This is a genomic window from Gulosibacter sediminis (assembly GCF_030011715.1).
Classification (GTDB): Bacteria; Actinomycetota; Actinomycetes; order Actinomycetales; family Microbacteriaceae; genus Gulosibacter; species Gulosibacter sediminis.
In genome coordinates, this window is sequence record NZ_JASCYH010000033.1 from 14,020 (window position 1) to 31,171 (window position 17,152).

Sequence of the window (17,152 nt, forward strand, 5' to 3'; positions counted from 1 at the left end):
CTCACCAGTAAAGGAAACCGCACAGATGGCTTGGCGACTCGCGATCGATTTCGGTACGTCAAACACGGCTGCGGCGATCCACACGAACGGCAACGTTCGTCCCGTCGCCCTGTCTGACGTGAGCATTTCGATGCCCTCGGCAATCGTGCTCACGCCAAACGGCTACCGCGTCGGCGACGAGGCGATTAACGCGCAGCTGCGCCACCCTGACGGATTCGAGCGCACGCCGAAGACGCTCATCGGACGCAGCGAGGTCGTGCTCGCCGGCAAAATCGTCGACCCCGAGGAAATCGCGCGCGAGATCTACAGCTACGTGCGGGCCGCGAGCCTGCGTCGCCAGAACAACGAGCCGCCGGCCGAGGTATGGCTGACCCACCCCGTCGCCTGGGCGCCCTCGCAGATCGAAACACTGCGTAGCGCCGCGGTGGCCGCGGGCTTCGCGCCCGAGAGCATCCGCACCGTGAACGAGCCGATCGCGGCCGCTGCGCATTACGCCCGCAACCACCAGGCGGCGCCCGGTTCGCGCGTCGCCGTGTTCGACTTCGGTGGCGGAACCCTCGACATCGCCGTGCTCGAGCGCGCGCCGCTCGAGCCCCAGGGTTACCGGGTGCTCGCGTACGGTGGCGACCCGGTGCTCGGTGGCCGCTCGTTCGATGCACGCCTGCTCGACTGGACCCTCGACACACTGTCGAACAGGGGGAGCGAGGAGCTCGCGAAGCGCCTGCACCAGCCAAAAACGATGGCCGAGCTGCGCGCACAGACCTCGCTGAGCCGCGCCGTGACGGCCGCGAAGACCGAACTCTCGACCCGCCCCGACGCCGACATTGCGGTGAGCCTCGGCGACGAGGATGCCGTGGTGACGATCACGCGCCGGGAGTATGAGACGCTCATCGCCGACGACCTCGACCGGGCTGGCAAGCTGCTCAAGGAAGTCTTCGACACCGTCTCGGGCCCGGGCGCCGAGGTGATGTACCTCACGGGTGGCTCATCGCGCACGCCCGCGATTAGCGAGATGATTCGCGAGCGCACCGGCATTCGCATTGCCACGCTTGACGACCCGAAGCTCGTCGTCGCCGAGGGGGCCCTCTACGTTGCCCCGCTCGGTTCGACCCGGCCCGCGCAGGCGCCAGGCTCGGTGCCCCCGACCGGCCACTTCCCGCCCGCGCCGAGCGCCGCGGCCGGTCCGACGGGCCCGCAGGGTCAGCGGCCGAACGAAACCGCCGTGCAGCCGTCGGTGCCGCCGCAAACGAGCAGCATTCCGCGCCAGCAGCAGGGCAATCAGCAGCAGCCGAAGCACCAATACAACACGCAGCAGTTCAACAGCAGCCAGCAGCAGTACGGCGCTCCGCAGCAGCAGCCCAACTCGGGCGCTCCGAACTACGGGCAGAACACGTCGTCGGCGCCGACGCGCAGCTTCGGCACCCTCAACTCGTCGCAGACCGGGCGCGGCCCCGGCGGTGGCGATCGACAGGACGCAAACTCCTCCGCCCTGCCGTACGGTGCGTATGCGTCCTCGAACAGCGGAGGCTCCGGTTACGGCGGCGGCTACACGCCGAGTGCGCAGGCCGCCTTCGGCTCCGGCCCCGACGCGAACTCGGGCGGCCAGCCGAAGAAGAAGCGCCGCGGACTGCTCATCGCCGTCATCGCCGTGATCGCCGTCATTGTCATCGGTGGTGGCATCTGGGGCGGCATTGCGCTCTTCGGCAACCAGAATGCCGAGCCCGCAGAAGAGGCCCTCTCGCCGGAGGTTCCCTCGGGTGAAATCGAGTGCTGGGACGGCTCGACCATCTCCGGGCAGGAAAACTGTGCCGAACTCACGGGCACCCAGGGGCTCGAATGGGTCGTCAAGGTCGACGGTGCGAGCTGCACTGACGCCGATCTCGGAGTGAAATCGACGATCGACTGCACCTGGTACGACCGCTCGAACACGCACCTCTACGTCATGGAGTTCGACAGCTACGACCAGGCCCTCGAGTACGGCCAGACGTCGTACGACACCGACACCGATTGGAAGATCGGCGACGAGGTCGCAGGCACGCAGTTCGAGGGCGAGTACACCGACGCTGGCGGGGGCTACTCGCACTACTACGTCTACGAAGACCAGCCCTACGGAGTCTTCATCACGCTCGGTAACGACGACAGCGGCAACCACGACAACCTCTCGGACATCCAGGGTCGCTTCACGCCGAAGCCCCTCGCCGACGTTGCGTACGCCGTCGCGACGACCGACCGCACGTCTTCAAGCAACTAATGAGCACATGGGCTACCGTCACCGAACTCATGCGTCGGGCCGTGCTCGACGTGTGCGACGCGTTTGACCAAGTTGACCGGCGCGGCACCGCGAGGGTGACCGACAGTGTTCGGCGGCAGCTCAACGAGACGATTCGCCTCGCGGTTGTCGGCCGGGTTAAGGCTGGCAAGTCGACGCTCGTGAACGCGCTCGTCGGTCGCGTGGTCGCGCCGACGGGGGCGACCGAGTGCACGCGCATCTCGACGCACTACACCTTCGGCGGGCCCGAGCGTGGTCTCGTCATCACGCGTGACGGCCAGCAGGTGCCGTTCGACCTCGATCGCGGCTGTCTGCCCGAGCGGTTGCCCGTGCCGACCGAGCACATCGCGCACGCCGTCGTTTTCCTCCAGTCTGAAGTCCTGCGCGACCTCACGCTGATCGATACCCCGGGTCTGTCGACGACGACGACCGAGCTCGAGGATGCGGCGCGCCGTACCGTACTCGGCCACGAGAGCGTGCAGCAGGCCGATGCGCTCATCTACGTCTTCCATGACATGATGCTCCGCGACGACACCGACTTCCTCCACGAGTGGGGCTCGATTACCGACACCCCGGCCGAGTCGGCCTCGAGGGCAATCGGCGTGCTGAGCCACGCCGACACGTTCGGTGGCACCCCCTGGGGCAATCAGGACCCGATCGAGCTCGCGCGTACGGGCGCCGAAAAGTTCTCGAGACAGCACGGCGCGCACCTCGGCACCGTCATCGCGGTGGCCGGCAACATGGCGCAGGCTGCCCGTGCCGGACTCGTGCGCGAACATGATGCCGGCACGCTCTCGCAGCTCGCGAACGTGGACGATCTCGATCTCGAGCTGCGCGACCCGAGCGGCGAAGGAGTCGTAGGCCCGGGCATCCCTGGCGCCGAGATCGCTCGCTTGGCCGACCTCATTGGCGAGTACGGCATCCGCCACGGCCGCAATGAGGCGCGCCGCGGCGCGCGAGCCATGAGCGACTGGCTCGTGCAGGCCTCGGGCATCGACGACCTGCGTCGCGCGCTCGCGAACCGCTACGTCGGCCGTTATGCGCACGTCAAGGCGCGGCGCGCGCTCGACGCCCTCGACCGGCTCGCCTGGTCGAACGGTGCGCCGCCGCCGCTTCGCGCGATCGTGGCCGAGGCGCGACTGCGGGCCGAACTGCATCCCCTTGCCGAACTGGATGCGCTCGAGCGGCTCGCGGCTATCGAACCGAACCACCCGCTCGTCGGCATGCTCGACCGTCAGCTCTCGGCACGCAACGATGCCGAGCGCCTCGCGATGCCTCCCCAGAGCGCGCCGATGCAGCTGCGCGAGCAGGCGCTGAGCTGGAGTGTTGAGGCGCGTCGCGCGGCCGTCGTTGAGCCGTACCCCGAGCGCCAGAACGCGTACCAGGTTCTCGACCGCTCATTTACGCTCATGGCGGTGCGCCAAGGCTGACCGGTCTCGGCGCTCACCGAATTCTTGAACGTCTCCACCCCAAACGAAGATCCCCGCCAGGGTGATGCCTGGCGGGGATCTTCGTTTGGGATGGAGTGGCTCGCGGCCTAGTAGACGGTGTCGATGATGCCGTCGCCGTCGGTGTCGAAGCTCTCGATCACGCCGTCGCCGTCGGTGTCCTCACCGTAGAGGTCGTAGACGCCGTCGCCGTCGGTGTCCGAAGACATGACGTCAACGACACCGTCGCCGTTCGTGTCGGCGCCGTAGGTCTCCTCGTAGCCGTCGCCGTCGAGGTCGTAGTAGCCGTCGGACGAGGTGGACGTCGAGGTTTCGGCGCCCGAGGTGTCGGTGCCGGAGGCGTCGGGGGTCGAGGTCTCGTTCGAGACCGAGTCGGTCTCGGTGCCCGAGGTCGAGCCGTCGGCGTTCGAGGTCGAGTCGAGCACGCCGTCGCCGTCGGTGTCCTCGGCGTAGGTCTCGAAGGAGCCGTCGCCGTCGGTGTCGATGACCGCCGTGTCGATGTAGCCGTCGCCGTTGGTGTCGGTGCCGAAGGTCTCTTCGTAGCCGTCGCCGTCGAGGTCGAAGTATGCCGAGTCGTTCACGCCGTCGCCGTCAGTGTCGTACTGCGCGTCGGTGTAGCCGGAGCCGCCCGAGTAGCCCGAGCCAGTGTCGGTCGTCGTGTCGGTGGTGGTGTCCGTGACCGTGTCGGTCTCGGTCTCGGTCTCGGTCTGAGTCTCGGTCTCGGTCTCGGTGGTGTCGCCGGGGGTGACCGGTTCGGTGCCGTCGAGGCTGGTGACCTCATCCGCGTAGCCGTCGCCGTCGGCGTCGACCAGCTGCGTGTCCGCGGCGCCATCGCCGTCGGTGTCGAGCAGGGTGGTCTCGGCGTAGCCGTCGCCATCGAGGTCGGAGACCGACATGTCGATGTCGCCGTCCTGGTCGCTGTCGATTACGACCGACTCGGCGTAGCCGTCGCCGTCGGTGTCAACTGCCTGAGCGTCGGTGATGCCGTCCTGGTTGAGGTCGATGCTCTCGTTGGGCTGGTAGTTGCTCATGTCTGCTTTCCCTTGTTTGTGCTGGCTGCTGGGGACGTAGATTGGATGCGGTTGGGCGGTTGAAAGTTCCCGTGACGCGAACTTATTTGGCCCCGTTGGGGATGTGCCTAGAGTCCGAGGTCGCCGAGGTCGATGTCGTCGCCCCCGAGCGCGTCGTCGTGGGCATAGTCGGTGGTCGAGTCGTAGGCGTCGTAGTCGGAGTCGGCGGACTCGCCGGCGCCCGTGAGGGAGTCGGTGGGGTCGGCGTCGACGAAGGTGTCGTCGACGTGGTCGTTGCCGACCTGGCCGTCGGTGGCGCTCGCGTCGTCGGCCTGCGTGTCGTCAGCTGCTTCGGCCTCGGGCTGCGCGTCGTCGGCGTCGAGGTCGTCAATTGCGTCGGGGTCAATCGTGCCGTCGTCGGTGGTGTCGGTTTCGCCGGCCGCCGCGTCGGGGGTCGTGCCATCCTCCGTGACCGAGTCAAACATGTCGACGAGGTAGTCAGCGAAGCCCGGAGGCGCGCTGAACGTCGACGAGAGCATGCTGTCCCACTGCGCGTCGCTGACGGCGGGGACATCGCCGAGGAGTGACTCTTCTTGTGGTTCATTCACCATGATCGGATCCTTCGATTACAAATTTCGCGTTACGTGTGAGATGCGCGGGGCGGGAGAAAAGTTCCCACCCCGCGCAGATTTTTTTGCGAGATTTTGTGGAGCCGCGTTCGCGTTAGAACGAGACCTCGGTCTCGGCGTAGCCGTCGCCATCGGCGTCGGTCGCCGCGCTGTCGAGGTAGCCGTCGCCGTCGCTGTCCATGATGACCGTGTCGACGACGCCGTCGCTGTCGGTGTCGACGTAGACCGTCTCGGCAATGCCGTCGCCGTCGAAGTCGCTGCCGATACCGTCGATCACGCCGTCGCCATCGACGTCGACATAGGTCGATTCGTTGACGCCGTCGCCGTCGAGGTCGAGCTGCGCACCGGTGGTCGGGGCTGCGTAGCTCGTGTTCTGTGCCTCGGCGCCGTTCGCGCTCTCGGTAGCGTCGGCGAGGCCGTCACCATCGGCGTCGTAGTCGACGGTGTCGATCGTGCCGTCGCCGTCGGTGTCGTAGCCCCACACGTCGGTTACGCCGTCGCCGTTTGTGTCAATCTCGGCGTAGTCGTAGGTGCCGTCGCGGTTGGTGTCGATGACGACGGTGTCGGCGACGCCGTCGCCGTCCGCGTCCATGACCATCTCGTCGGCGACGCCGTCACCGTTGTTGTCGTAGGTGGTGGTGTCGACGTAGCCGTCGCCGTCGGTGTCGTATTCGGTCGCGTCGATGACGCCGTCACCGTCGACGTCGTACTGCACCGAGGAGGCGTAGCCAGTGACGTCGGGGTTGATGGCGTCGGTCGGGTCGTCGGTGGAGCTCGACTCGGTCGACTCAGTCGTGTCGATCGAGTCAGTCGACTCGGGGCTCGAGGGGATCGGCTCCGACTCGCTCGAGTCGGTCGAGCTGTCGGTCGAGTACTCGTCGGTCGTGTCGTTGCCCGACCAGTTCTCGTCGGGAACGCCATCGCCATCGGTGTCGGTCACGATCGAGTCGGGGGTGCCGTCACCGTCAGTGTCGATGTAGGTTGACTCGGCGTAGCCGTCACCGTCTTCGTCGACGTTGTAGACGTTGCCGAGGTCGTCACCGTCGGTGTCGACGTACTGGCTGCGACCGTCCGACGAGTAGTTGCTGTACTCGTCGGCGTTGCCGGTCGTCGTGTCAGTGGTGGGGTCCTGGGCGCCGTCGGAGTGCTGGATGCCGTTCGTGTTGCTCATGATCCTCGTCCTTTGTTGGTGGTGTGGGCTGCGATCGGGTATTGGATGCGGCTGGGGCCGGTAAAGTTCCCGGTCCGAGCATCCTCATTGGTTAAGTGTTGGGGAGCGGCATGAACGGCGGAAGGGCCCGACCGCAGTGCGGTCGGGCCCAATCGTCGAGCTACATGTCAACCGGGGTGTCGGCGACTCCATCGCCGTCGGTGTCGATGGAGTATTCGTCGGCGACGCCGTCACCGTCCGTGTCGTGACCGAAGGTGTCGTACACGCCATCGCCGTCGCTGTCGTAGGCGATGTCCTCGGCGAGGCCATCGCCGTCGAGGTCGGTCATGAGGCCGTCGAGCTCGCCGTCGCCGTCGATGTCGACCTCGGCGCTGTCAGCGACGCCGGCGCCGTCACTGTCGACTGTGGCCTCGCCCTCGAGGTACTGCGAGTCGGAGTAGTCGACGCTGTCGGTGTCGATCGTGCCGTCGTCCTCAGCGGTGTCGCCGCCCTGGCCATCCTCGCCTGCGGGGATGTCCTCGGCGCCGGCTTCGTCGGTCGGCGCGTCGGGTTCGGCGGGGGTGTCGCCCTCGGGCGCCGTGTTGCTCTCCTCGACGTTGGCGTTCGGGGTGACGCTCGGGACGGGCGCGTCGCCGTCACTCATCGAGTAGTACTCGTCGGCGTAGCTGTCGCCGTCGGTGTCGACGTGCGCTTCGTCGATCACGCCATCGCCGTCGGTGTCGTACATCGTGGTGTCGATGATGCCGTCGCCGTCGGTATCGACATCGGCGTAGTCGATCACGCCATCGCCGTCGGTGTCGATGAAGCGGGCGTCAATGTAGCCGTCGCCATCGGTGTCCGAGTAGATGTCGTCGACCTTGCCGTCGGCGTTCGTGTCGTAGTGCGTCTCGTCGACCTCACCGTTGCCGTAGACGTCGTACTCGACGGTCTCGACGTTGCCGTCCCCGTCGGTGTCGTAGCCGGTCTGGCTTGCGTAGCCGTTCGTTGCTTCGGGTCCGTTGGTAGTCATTGGGTTCTCCCTGTATCTGGCGTGCAGAACGAAGATTGGATGTGCCGGAGGCGCGGAAAGTTCCCGCGGCAACAAGAACATCATGAGGAACTTCGCCTGACCGTCGCATCCGTCTTTGGGTGAATCCCCGCGTACGTCTGGCGGGTGTGGAGACTCTCGTTAGCTTGTGGCGGTTACGATCAAACAATTACGCGTCGCGGCCCTCGATCGGTACCGCGATGGATCCGGGGGAATCGACGTAAAGGAAGACGCAATCTTGGCCGCATCCGCCACTGAAGCCGCCCTGCTGGCAAAGGCGAAGCAGGGGGACCGTGCCGCGTTCAGTGCGCTGCTGCATCCGTACCGCGACCGGCTCTTCGCTGTGTGCGTGCGCACGATCGGCAATCGGGCGGATGCGGAGGATGCGCTACAGGATGCGATGATCGCGATCTGGCAGAACCTGCCGAAGTTCCGCGGCGAAGCCTCGATCAGCACCTGGGCGTTCCGCATTGCGACGAACGCGGCGCTGGCGCTGGTGCGTAAGCGCCGCGAGATTACGGTCGATGACGACGCCGAGTTCGTGTTTGAGGGCGACGGCGGGCCGGACTTCGCGGAGGATCACGCGGTGCGCGACCGTGTGCAGCAGGCGATCAGCACCCTCGGTGAAGAGTTCCGGGTGGCGCTCGTCCTGCGCGAGTTCGGTGACTATACCTACGAGCAGATCGCCGAGTATCAGGGGGTACCCGTGCAGACGGTTCGCTCGCGGCTCAATCGCGCGCGCAAACAGCTCAAAGAGGCCCTGCTCGCGCAGGAGCTCTAGCCGTTCGACGCAATCACAACTCCCCAGCACGAATCGTGGTGGGGAGTTTGTTGTGCGTGCCGCTTGCCATCAAGGTGCATCAGTGCATAAGATGCACGAGTGCAAAATTCAATTTCGACTGATCAGGTCGCTGAGTGTGCACCGGCACCCGGGCTTCGGGAGCGCCAGCGGCAAGAGTCGCTGAAGCAAATCCACGAGGCCGCGCGCGATCTCGTCGAGGCGAATGGCTTCGCCGCGACGACGATCACTGCCATCGCGGACCGTGCCGGCGTGTCTCGGCGCACGCTGTTCAACTACTACGCCACCAAAGAGGATGCGGTGCTCGGCCTGGCCGAGACGATCATCCCCGCCGAGGCGATCGACGAGTTCTTCGAGAACCGCGAGAGCGGCGCCCGGCTCGCCCGCATCGTCGTCCTTCTCGCCCGCACGACGCTGAACATGCGACAGAGCGGCACGAGTCGTCAGGAACTCCACCGCCTCGCGACGGAGTATCCCGAGCTGCGCGAGCGCATGCACCAGCGATTCCAAGAGATTCAAGACAAAGTCGCCGAGCTTGCCATCGACAAGCTCGCCGAAACCGGAGAGGGCGAAGGCGAGACGCCCGCGCTCGCCGAAGCCGTGATCACCCTCGCGGGTGCGGTGCTGAAGTACAGCTTCCGCCGCAACCCCGACATTTTTGATAATCCAACGCGCGAGGCATTCGAACCAACCATTCGGGTCTTCCGAGCCGCATTGAAAGAAGTGGAATGACCAAGACGCTCCCAACCGCGGGTGCACTCCCGCAGGCTCAGCCCGAGAAACAGCAGAGCATCGTCATGCTGTTTGTCGGTTTGCTCGTCACCATGCTCATGTCTGCCCTGGGGCAGACCGTGCTCTCGACGGCGCTGCCGACGATCGTGGGTGAGCTCAACGGCGCCGACCACATGGTCTGGGTCGTGACCGCATTCATCCTTGCCAGCACCGTCGTGATGCCGATCTACGGCCGCATCAGCGACATCTTCGGTCGCAAGACCATCCTCGTCGTCGCGATCGCCCTGTTCATGGTCGGCTCCGTTATTGGTGGCCTTGCCCAGGACATGGAGTGGCTCATCATCGCCCGAGTCATTCAGGGCCTTGGCGGCGGTGGCCTCATGATCCTCTCGCAGGCTGCGATGGCCGACGTCATCCCGGCCCGCGAGCGCGGCAAGTACATGGGTATCTTCGGCGCCGTGTTCGCCGTCTGCTCGGTTGCGGGCCCGCTCGTCGGCGGCTGGCTCACCGACGGACCCGGCTGGCGCTGGGCCTTCTGGATGAACATCCCGCTCGCCGTGCTGGCGATCGTGGCCGTGCTGCTCTTCCTGCACCCGCACAAGCGCGAGCACGAGATCCCTCGCATCGACTACCTGGGCATGGCGCTCATCGCCGCCGCGACCACGGCCGTCGTGCTCGTGTGCACGTGGGGTGGCACCACCTACGACTGGAACTCGCCCACGATCATTGGCCTCATTGCTGGCGCCGTGGTGGCGGTGATTGCGTTCGCCCTCGTCGAGCGCAAGGCCGAGAGCCCTGTTCTTCCGGGGTACCTGTTTAAGAACCGCAACTTCCTGCTCACCACCGGTGCAAGCCTGGCGGTCGGCATCGCGATGTTCGGCACCCTCGGCTACATGCCAACCTACATTCAGATGGTCACCGGGGTGACGGCGAGCGAGGCGGGCCTGCTCATGACCCCGATGATGGGCGCGCTGCTCGTCACCTCGATCGTCTCGGGCCAGGTCGTGTCGCGCACGGGTCGCTACAAGGCGTTCCCGCTGGTTGGCCTCGTGATCCTCTCGGCCGGCCTCGCGCTGCTATCGACGCTCGCCGTTGACTCGCCGATCTGGCTGATGTGCACGTATCTCGCGGTCATGGGTATCGGCATCGGGTTCAGCATGCAGATCCTCACGCTCGTCGTGCAGAACGAGTTCCCGGGCCGCGTCGTCGGCACGGCGACCGCCGCGAACAACTATTTCCGCCAAGTGGGAGCAACGATCGGTTCGGCTGTCGTCGGCTCGTTCTTCTCGGCGCGGCTCGTCGACCTGCTGACCGAGAAAATGTCGCAGCTGCCCTCGGGCTCGACCGGCGAGCTGGGTGCGACCTCGCTCACGCCCGCGGTAGTGAACGGTCTACCGGATGTCGTGCGCGAGCCGATCATCGAGGCGTACAACGAAGCACTGTTGCCGATCCTGCTCTACATCGTGCCGCTCGTGCTGGTCGGCCTCGTGCTCGTGTCCTTCGTGAAAGAGAAGAACCTCGCCACGACGGTCGCGAATGAGGAGGCAGAAGTCAGCGAATCTGCGGGTGTGACCGCATAATGTTCACAACGGCGGGGACGACGGAGCGCTACCGACGTCCCCGCCGAGCCGTTTCCCGAGAAGAATAGGAACGAGTCGTGCTCCAAACCGAGCTATTTGTCGTCATTGGCGTGCTCGTCATCGTGCTCGGCTCGGTGTTCGCATCGCGGCTGGGTGTCGCCGTGCCGATCATCGTGGCCCTACTCGGCCTCGGCGTGAGCTTCCTGCCCGGCATGGAGGACTTCGAGGTCGAGCCCGAGCTCATCCTCGCGGTCGTGCTCCCACCCATCCTCTACGGCGCCGCGGTGAACATGCCGACGACCGACTTCCGGCGCAATTTCGGCACGATCTCGGCCCTCTCTGTCGTGCTCGTGCTCGTCTCGGCCTTCGGTGCTGGCGCCCTCATCTACCTCGTGTTCCCGAACCTCTCGTTCGCCTCGGCGGTTGCGGTGGGCGCCGTCATCAGCCCGCCCGACGCCGTCGCGGCGACCTCGATCGGTAAGAAGCTCGGCCTGCCGACCCGCCTCGTCACGATTCTTGAGGGCGAGGGGCTCGTCAACGACGCGACCGCGCTCGTGCTGCTGCGCTCGGCGATTGCCGCGATCGGCAGCACCTTCTCGGCGTGGGATGCGGTGGTCGACTTCGGCTACGCCGTCATCGTCGCCATCGTGATCGGCGCCGTGGTCGGCCTGGTGGCCACCTACTTCCGCTCGAGGATCAGCCAGGTGCAGCTCACGACGGCCGTGTCGTTTGTCGTACCCTTCCTCGCCTACCTGCCAGCCGAGGAACTCAACGCCTCGGGCGTGCTTTCGGTCGTGACGGCCGGCCTCGTCACTGGCGCGTTGGGCCCGCGCAAGCTCAGTGCGGAAGACCGAATATCCGAGCGCACGAACTGGCGCACCATTCAGCTGCTGCTTGAGAACGGCGTGTTCTTGCTCATGGGCCTGCAGCTCACGCACATCCTCGAGGGCGTCGACTCGGCCGACTTCGGCGTGGCTGCCACCATCGGCATTGGCCTCATGGCCACTGTCGCGCTGATCCTGCTCCGGGCGGTGTTTATGGTGCCCCTCGTGTACTGGCTGGGGCAAAACCAGGCGAAGCACCAAGACCGAATAACCGCCTACAAACGGGTGATTTCGACCATTGACGACCCCGAGCGTACGTTGCACGCGACCTCGCCGCGCATCGAGCGGGCGATTCGACATCGGGTCGCCGACGCAAAGTTCTACGTCAACGAGGGGCTGGACTGGCGGGGCGGGGCGGTGCTCGCGTGGTCGGGGATGCGCGGCGTCGTCACGCTCACGGCCGCCCAGACCCTGCCGGTTGACATCCCGTACCGCCCCCAGCTCGTGCTCATCGCCTTCACCGTCGCCATCGTGACTCTCGTGCTGCAGGGTGGCACGCTGCCCCTGCTCATCCGGCTGCTCGGCGTGCGGGGGACGCCGGAGGAAGAACTCGCGCGAGAGCGCATCCGGCTGCTGCGCGAGCTCGCGGCCGCGACCAACGACGCGCTGCGCAGCCCCGAGCTGCGCCGCCCGGACGGCTCGAAGTTCGACGAAAAGATCCTCCAGAGCATCCTCGACCGCAACACCATGATGCTCGAACAGGGCGATGCGCAGCTGCTCGAGCACACCCGGGCGGACGGGGTGCGGGCGCAGCACGCGGAGCTGCAGCGCATCGTGCTCACGACCGAGCACGCCGCGCTGATCGAAGCTCGTTCGTCAGGCACCTACCGCTCTGCAACGATCGAGAGCGCGCAGGCCGTCATCGACAACGGCACCATGCAACTCGGCCAGGCCTAGTCGCCCGTGCGCGCCGCCCGTGCGCGCCCAGCGAACCTCCAGGTCTGTTTCGTAACGCGATTTCGTCGTAGTCTTGGCACCTGGCGCTACGAGGCTCCACGTCTGTTCAAACCGTGGGAAGGTCTCAAGATGCCTCAGATGTCGAAGGCGCGCACACTGCTGGCGCTGTTCGCGATCGCGCTGGGTGGGTTCGCCATCGGCACCACCGAGTTCAGCACGATGGGTGTGCTGCCGCAGATTGCTGCCGACCTCGTGCCGGCGTTCGAGAGCCAGCGCGAGCAGGCGATCGCCGACGCCGGCTGGCTCGTGACGGCGTATGCCCTCGGTGTGGTTGTGGGAGCGCCGACGATCGCCGTGTTCGGCTCGCGCATGTCGCAGAGCCGCCTCGCGATGCTGCTGCTCGCGGCGCTCGCGATCACCAACGCGCTCTCGTCGCTGACTCCCGACTTCGCGATGACCGCGATCGCCCGCTTCCTGTCCGGCCTGCCGCACGGCGCCTACTTCGGCGTCGCGTCGCTGCTCGCCGCCCGCATCATGGGGCCGGGCAAGCAGGGGCTCGGCATCTCGATCGCCCTCTCGGGCCTGACGATCGCGAACATCTTTGGCGTGCCGCTCGGCACCTGGCTCGGCCAGATCGCAGGCTGGCGATGGGCCTACGTCGCCGTCGCGGGCATCTTTGCTCTGTCGCTGCTGCTTGCCTGGCTGAGCCTGCCTCGCCTTGCCGGCACGCCTGAGCGCAACCCCAAGGACGAGCTGCGTGCGTACACGCGTTGGCCGTTCCTGCTCATGATCCTCGTCGGCGCGATCGGCTTCGCCGGCTTCTTTGCCGTGTACTCCTACATCGCCGACATCGCGGTGCTTGGCGTCGGCCTCGAAGCGTCGCAGGTACCGTGGCTGCTCGCCATGGTCGGCGTCGGCATGACCATTGGCAACTTCGTCGGTGGCTGGCTCAGCGATCGCTTCCCGCGCGGCAGCATCGTCGTTGGCTTCATCGCCCTGCTGACGATGTTCGCACTGTTCTCAACCCTCGCGACGACGCCCGTGCTGCTCTTCGTGCTCATGCCGCTCGTCGCAGGCACCTCGTCGACACTCACGCCGTCGGTGCAGTCGCGGCTCATCGCGCTCGCCGGCGACTCCCCGCTGATCGGCGCGGCGACGAACCACGCGGCCTTCAATATTGGCAACAGCATCGGCGCGTGGGGTGGCGGGCTCGTCATCGCCCAGGGGCTCGGCTACTTCGCGCCGGGCTGGGTCGGCTTCATGCTCGCGAGCGTCGGGTTCGTGCTCGTGCTGTTCAGCCTCGCCGGTGACCGTCGCCAGGGTGCTGGCGCTTCCACCTCGGTGACCGAGGAGGAGCGGGCGGCTCGGGATCGCGCGCTCGCCGCCTCGGGCACCGGGCCGATCCGCATCGGTTAAGGCTCATTCGGCGCAGCGTCGGCGGCCGTGGCGAGCTCAACTAGCTCTCGGTCGCGGACTTGCCGGCGCTGGGGGCCGCGCCCGCTTCGCCGAGCCGGGTGTGCATCCGCTCGCCCGATTGGTTGAAAATGCTGAGCACCGTTGCGGGATCGCCGCCGGCCGCCGACATCGCGTGCGGCGTGCGCGTGTCGAACTCGGCCGCTTCGCCGGGGGAGAGCTCGAGATCGTGCTCGCCGACGCGCAGGCGTAGCTTGCCGGTTAGGACATAGCACCACTCGTAGCCGTCGTGCATGCGGAGCTGGGGGAGTTCCGCGGTTGGCGGGTACGTGACGCGGAATGTCTGCACCGGCGAATCTTCGGGTGTCAGGGGCGTGATGCGCATGCCGCTGCGCTCCTCGGTGTCGCGGCGCACGCGCGGGTCGGGCGCGGTGGGATGCACGAGGTCGTCGAGCCGGATGCCGAGGCGGCGGCTGATCGGGATCAGCAGTTCGAGGTTCGCTTGGCGTTTGCCTGACTCGAGGCGCGAGAGCGTGCTCGTCGACATGTCGGCGGCCGCGGCCAGCTCGGCGAGAGTCATGCCTCGGGCCTGGCGGGCGGCCCGAATCCGGGCACCGAGGAGTTCGAGATCGGCGTGCATGCGATGCTCCTAACTTGCTATTTCTGCAAACTAGATTGCAAGAATAACAAGTTCGGCGCAACCTTGAAACATGCAGACTTCAAAGTGGGACGCAATCATCATCGGGTCGGGGCCGGCTGGCCTCGCGGCGGCACAGCTGCTGGGGCGCTCGCGCCGCCGCACGCTCGTGCTCGATTCGGGCAGTGGGCGTAATCGCTTCGCCGAGCACATGCACGGCGTCGTTGGCTTCGACGGTGCCGAGCCCGCCGCGCTGCGCGCTCGGGGTCGCGACGAGGCCGCCGCTTACGGCGTCGAGTTCCGCTCGGCCGAGGTTGCCACGGTGCGCGATCGTGGCGATGCCCTCGAGGTCGTGACCCGCGACGCATCGGTGCGTACCCGGTCGCTCGTTGTGGCGACCGGGCTCACCGACGTGCTGCCGAACGTGCCCGGTCTGCGCGAGCGCTGGGGGCTGTCAGTGCTGCACTGCCCGTACTGCCACGGCTATGAGGTGCGCGACCAGCGTCTCGGCGTGCTCGTGACGAGCGAGGCGGCGCTGCATCAAGCCCAACTGGTGCGTCAACTGAGTGAACGCGTGACGGTGTTCGTCGGCGGCGCACGCGACGCGGCGGGGGAGCTCGTGGTGCCTGCGGTCTCGTTACCTGATGAGGTCGCGCATCGCCTGCGCGCGCGTGGAGTCGAGGTCGTCGCCGACGCCGCGGTTGTGGCGTTCTCGGGTGACGAGCTGGCGCTCGAGCAGATTCAGCTCGAGGACGGCCGTTCGATCGACGTCGACGCGGTGTTCGCCGCCGGTGCGGTCGTGCCGCACGATGGCATGCTCGCCGGGCTCGAACTCGTGCGTGACGAGACGCCGTTCGGCTCGGTCATCAAGGTCGACCAGGCCGGACTCACCAGCCACCCGCGCGTGTGGGCGACCGGCAACGTCGTCACCCCGATGGCGAACGTGCCGATGTCGCTCGGCAGCGGCACCATGACCGGCGCGATCGTGAACTGGTTCCTCGTCGAGGAGGATGGCGAACGCGCCGTCGCCGCCGAGTACTGGGAGACGAAGTACGGCGGCGAGCGCGTCTGGTCGGGGCGCGTCAACCGTGTGCTTGAGGACGTCGCGGCCACGCTGCCGGCGGGACGCGCGCTCGACCTCGGCTGCGGCGAGGGCGCGGATGTGCTCTGGCTCGCCGCCCGTGGCTGGGATGCGACGGGCATCGATCTCTCGTCGAGCGCGGTGGCGCGGGCGCAGGCCGCGGCGGCCGAGGCCGGGGTGAGCGGTGCCACGTTCATCGCCGCTGATGTTGGCGATGCGCTCGAGCAGCTGTCGGGCCAGGAGTTCGATCTCGTGACCGCGAGCTTCTTCCAGTCGCCCGTCGCGCTCGCCCGCACGGCCGTGCTGCGGACCGCTGCCGAGCGCATCCGCCCCGGGGGTCGACTGTTGTTGACCTCGCACGCCGCGCCGCCCGCCTGGGCTGCCGAGCGTGCCGGTGCCGGGCATGGTGGGGCTGGCCACGTTGGCGCTGGCGCCGGGCACGGGTCGGCCCACTTCATTCAGCCCGACGACGAACTCGCGGCGCTCGATCTCGACCCCTCGGGCTGGGAGGTCGAGGTGGCCGAGCGGCGCCCGCGCGAAATTGCCGCGCCCGACGGTACGCCGTCGACGATCGATGACTCGGTCGTCATGCTGCGGCGCCGCGGTGGCGAGAGGGCCTAGGCTGCGACGGTGACGCGCACCTGGTTTGCCCAGGGGTCGTCGAAGGTGACCGAGCGGCCGTCGTCGCGTGCATCGACGCCGTAGTGGCGCATCCGCTCGGTCAATGTGCCGACCTCGTCGAGCGTCGGCACGACGATATCGACCTCACCGAGCCCGAGTGTCGGCTGGCGGCGACCGGCACCGCGGCTGTTCCAGATGTTCATCGCCATGTGGTGGTGGTAGCCGCCGGCGCTGACGAAGAGCGCCGCGCCGCGGAAGTCGTTCGTCGTGTCGAAGCCGAGCTGGTTGACGTAGAACTCGCGGGCCGACTCGAGGTCGCCGACGCTGAGGTGCACGTGGCCGACGGTGGCGTCGCCGACGTTCGGCGCCGCCACGGTTGCCTCGGTGAGGTGTTCGCGGAGGTAGGCGTTGGGGTCGAGAAAGAGGGTGTCCATCTCGACCTGACCGTGGGCCCATGACCACTCGGTGCGGTCGCGGTCCCAGTAGAGCTCGACGCCGTTGCCCTCGGGGTCGTCGAAGTAAAACGCGCGACTCACGAGGTGGTCGGCGCTGCCGGTGAACTGGCCGGGGTACTGCTGTGCGGTCGAGTAGACGGATGCTGCGAGCGCGGCCTCGGTGTCGAACAGGATGGCCGTGTGGAAGAGCCCGGCCTGGTGTGGCGCAGCGTGCTTCAACGCAGGGGAGTGCTTGAGCATCACGAGGGTCTTGGCGCCGCGACCGAGGTAGGCGGTGTCGCCCTCCTGTGCGAGGAGGTCGAGCGCGACGCCGTCGCGGTAAAAGCGGATCATCGCGTCGAGGTCGGCGACGAACAGCGTGACGGCACCCATGGTGGTATCGGCGGCAAGTTTCTCGTTCATACCCCCCCAAATACTTGCAGTTACAACTATCCAAGTCAATCCCGAATGCAGTTGAGTGGTCGTTTTTTGTAGTTCTGGCGGTGCCAGAACTACAAAA

Annotated in this window: 14 protein-coding genes; 8 read left to right on the top strand and 6 right to left on the bottom strand. The window is 66.9% G+C overall.

What is annotated here, in order from left to right:
* The first annotated feature begins 25 nt into the window (after nucleotides 1-25).
* Nucleotides 26-2,251, top strand: coding sequence for an Hsp70 family protein (locus QM019_RS10020; protein WP_282852862.1), 2,226 nt, complete (start codon nucleotides 26-28; stop codon nucleotides 2,249-2,251).
* The gene (locus tag QM019_RS10025) at nucleotides 2,251-3,699 is read left to right on the top strand and encodes a dynamin family protein (protein ID WP_282852863.1); all 1,449 of its coding nucleotides are present in this window, start codon (nucleotides 2,251-2,253) and stop codon (nucleotides 3,697-3,699) included. The genes QM019_RS10020 and QM019_RS10025 overlap by 1 nt, the downstream gene beginning before the upstream one ends.
* A gap of 107 nt (nucleotides 3,700-3,806) precedes the next feature.
* On the opposite strand, the gene QM019_RS10030 is transcribed toward QM019_RS10025, so the two are convergent.
* The 4 genes from QM019_RS10030 to QM019_RS10045 form a co-directional block, all read right to left on the bottom strand.
* The gene (locus tag QM019_RS10030; protein WP_282852864.1) at nucleotides 3,807-4,748 is read right to left on the bottom strand and encodes a hypothetical protein; all 942 of its coding nucleotides are present in this window, start codon (nucleotides 4,746-4,748) and stop codon (nucleotides 3,807-3,809) included.
* Nucleotides 4,749-4,855: 107 nt separating this feature from the next.
* Complete coding sequence (locus tag QM019_RS10035; protein ID WP_193127675.1) at nucleotides 4,856-5,338, bottom strand: hypothetical protein; 483 nt, start codon at nucleotides 5,336-5,338, stop codon at nucleotides 4,856-4,858.
* A 112-nt stretch (nucleotides 5,339-5,450) separates the two neighbouring features.
* The gene (locus QM019_RS10040; RefSeq protein ID WP_282852865.1) at nucleotides 5,451-6,527 is read right to left on the bottom strand and encodes a hypothetical protein; all 1,077 of its coding nucleotides are present in this window, start codon (nucleotides 6,525-6,527) and stop codon (nucleotides 5,451-5,453) included.
* 160 nt (nucleotides 6,528-6,687) lie between these two features.
* The gene (locus QM019_RS10045; RefSeq protein ID WP_282852866.1) at nucleotides 6,688-7,536 is read right to left on the bottom strand and encodes a hypothetical protein; all 849 of its coding nucleotides are present in this window, start codon (nucleotides 7,534-7,536) and stop codon (nucleotides 6,688-6,690) included.
* Nucleotides 7,537-7,792: 256 nt separating this feature from the next.
* Between QM019_RS10045 and QM019_RS10050 the strand changes: the two genes are divergently transcribed.
* From QM019_RS10050 to QM019_RS10070, 5 genes are all read left to right on the top strand, one after another.
* Nucleotides 7,793-8,335 carry an RNA polymerase sigma factor gene (locus tag QM019_RS10050; protein WP_193127672.1) on the top strand — a complete coding sequence of 181 codons (543 nt, stop codon included), beginning with the start codon at nucleotides 7,793-7,795 and terminating at the stop codon, nucleotides 8,333-8,335.
* Nucleotides 8,336-8,434: 99 nt separating this feature from the next.
* Nucleotides 8,435-9,085, top strand: a complete 651-nt coding sequence (locus QM019_RS10055) for a TetR/AcrR family transcriptional regulator (RefSeq protein WP_282852867.1) — start codon at nucleotides 8,435-8,437, stop codon at nucleotides 9,083-9,085.
* Complete coding sequence (locus QM019_RS10060; RefSeq protein ID WP_282852868.1) at nucleotides 9,082-10,665, top strand: MDR family MFS transporter; 1,584 nt, start codon at nucleotides 9,082-9,084, stop codon at nucleotides 10,663-10,665. The genes QM019_RS10055 and QM019_RS10060 overlap by 4 nt, the downstream gene beginning before the upstream one ends.
* A 77-nt stretch (nucleotides 10,666-10,742) precedes the next feature.
* Nucleotides 10,743-12,446, top strand: a complete 1,704-nt coding sequence (locus QM019_RS10065; RefSeq protein WP_282852869.1) for a cation:proton antiporter — start codon at nucleotides 10,743-10,745, stop codon at nucleotides 12,444-12,446.
* A 138-nt stretch (nucleotides 12,447-12,584) separates the two neighbouring features.
* The gene (locus tag QM019_RS10070; RefSeq protein WP_282852870.1) at nucleotides 12,585-13,862 is read left to right on the top strand and encodes an MFS transporter; all 1,278 of its coding nucleotides are present in this window, start codon (nucleotides 12,585-12,587) and stop codon (nucleotides 13,860-13,862) included.
* A 40-nt stretch (nucleotides 13,863-13,902) separates the two neighbouring features.
* Here the strand turns inward: QM019_RS10070 and QM019_RS10075 are convergent, their stop codons facing one another.
* On the bottom strand, nucleotides 13,903-14,499 hold the full coding sequence (locus QM019_RS10075; RefSeq protein WP_282852871.1) for a helix-turn-helix domain-containing protein: 597 nt from the start codon (nucleotides 14,497-14,499) through the stop codon (nucleotides 13,903-13,905).
* 70 nt (nucleotides 14,500-14,569) lie between these two features.
* Here QM019_RS10075 and QM019_RS10080 point away from each other — a divergent pair, with 70 nt between their 5' ends.
* Nucleotides 14,570-16,198, top strand: coding sequence for an FAD-dependent oxidoreductase (locus QM019_RS10080; RefSeq protein WP_282852872.1), 1,629 nt, complete (start codon nucleotides 14,570-14,572; stop codon nucleotides 16,196-16,198).
* Here the strand turns inward: QM019_RS10080 and QM019_RS10085 are convergent.
* Entirely contained in the window at nucleotides 16,195-17,055 is an 861-nt protein-coding gene (locus QM019_RS10085) for a VOC family protein (RefSeq protein WP_282852873.1), read from the bottom strand. The genes QM019_RS10080 and QM019_RS10085 overlap by 4 nt on opposite strands.
* Nucleotides 17,056-17,152 lie beyond the last annotated feature (97 nt).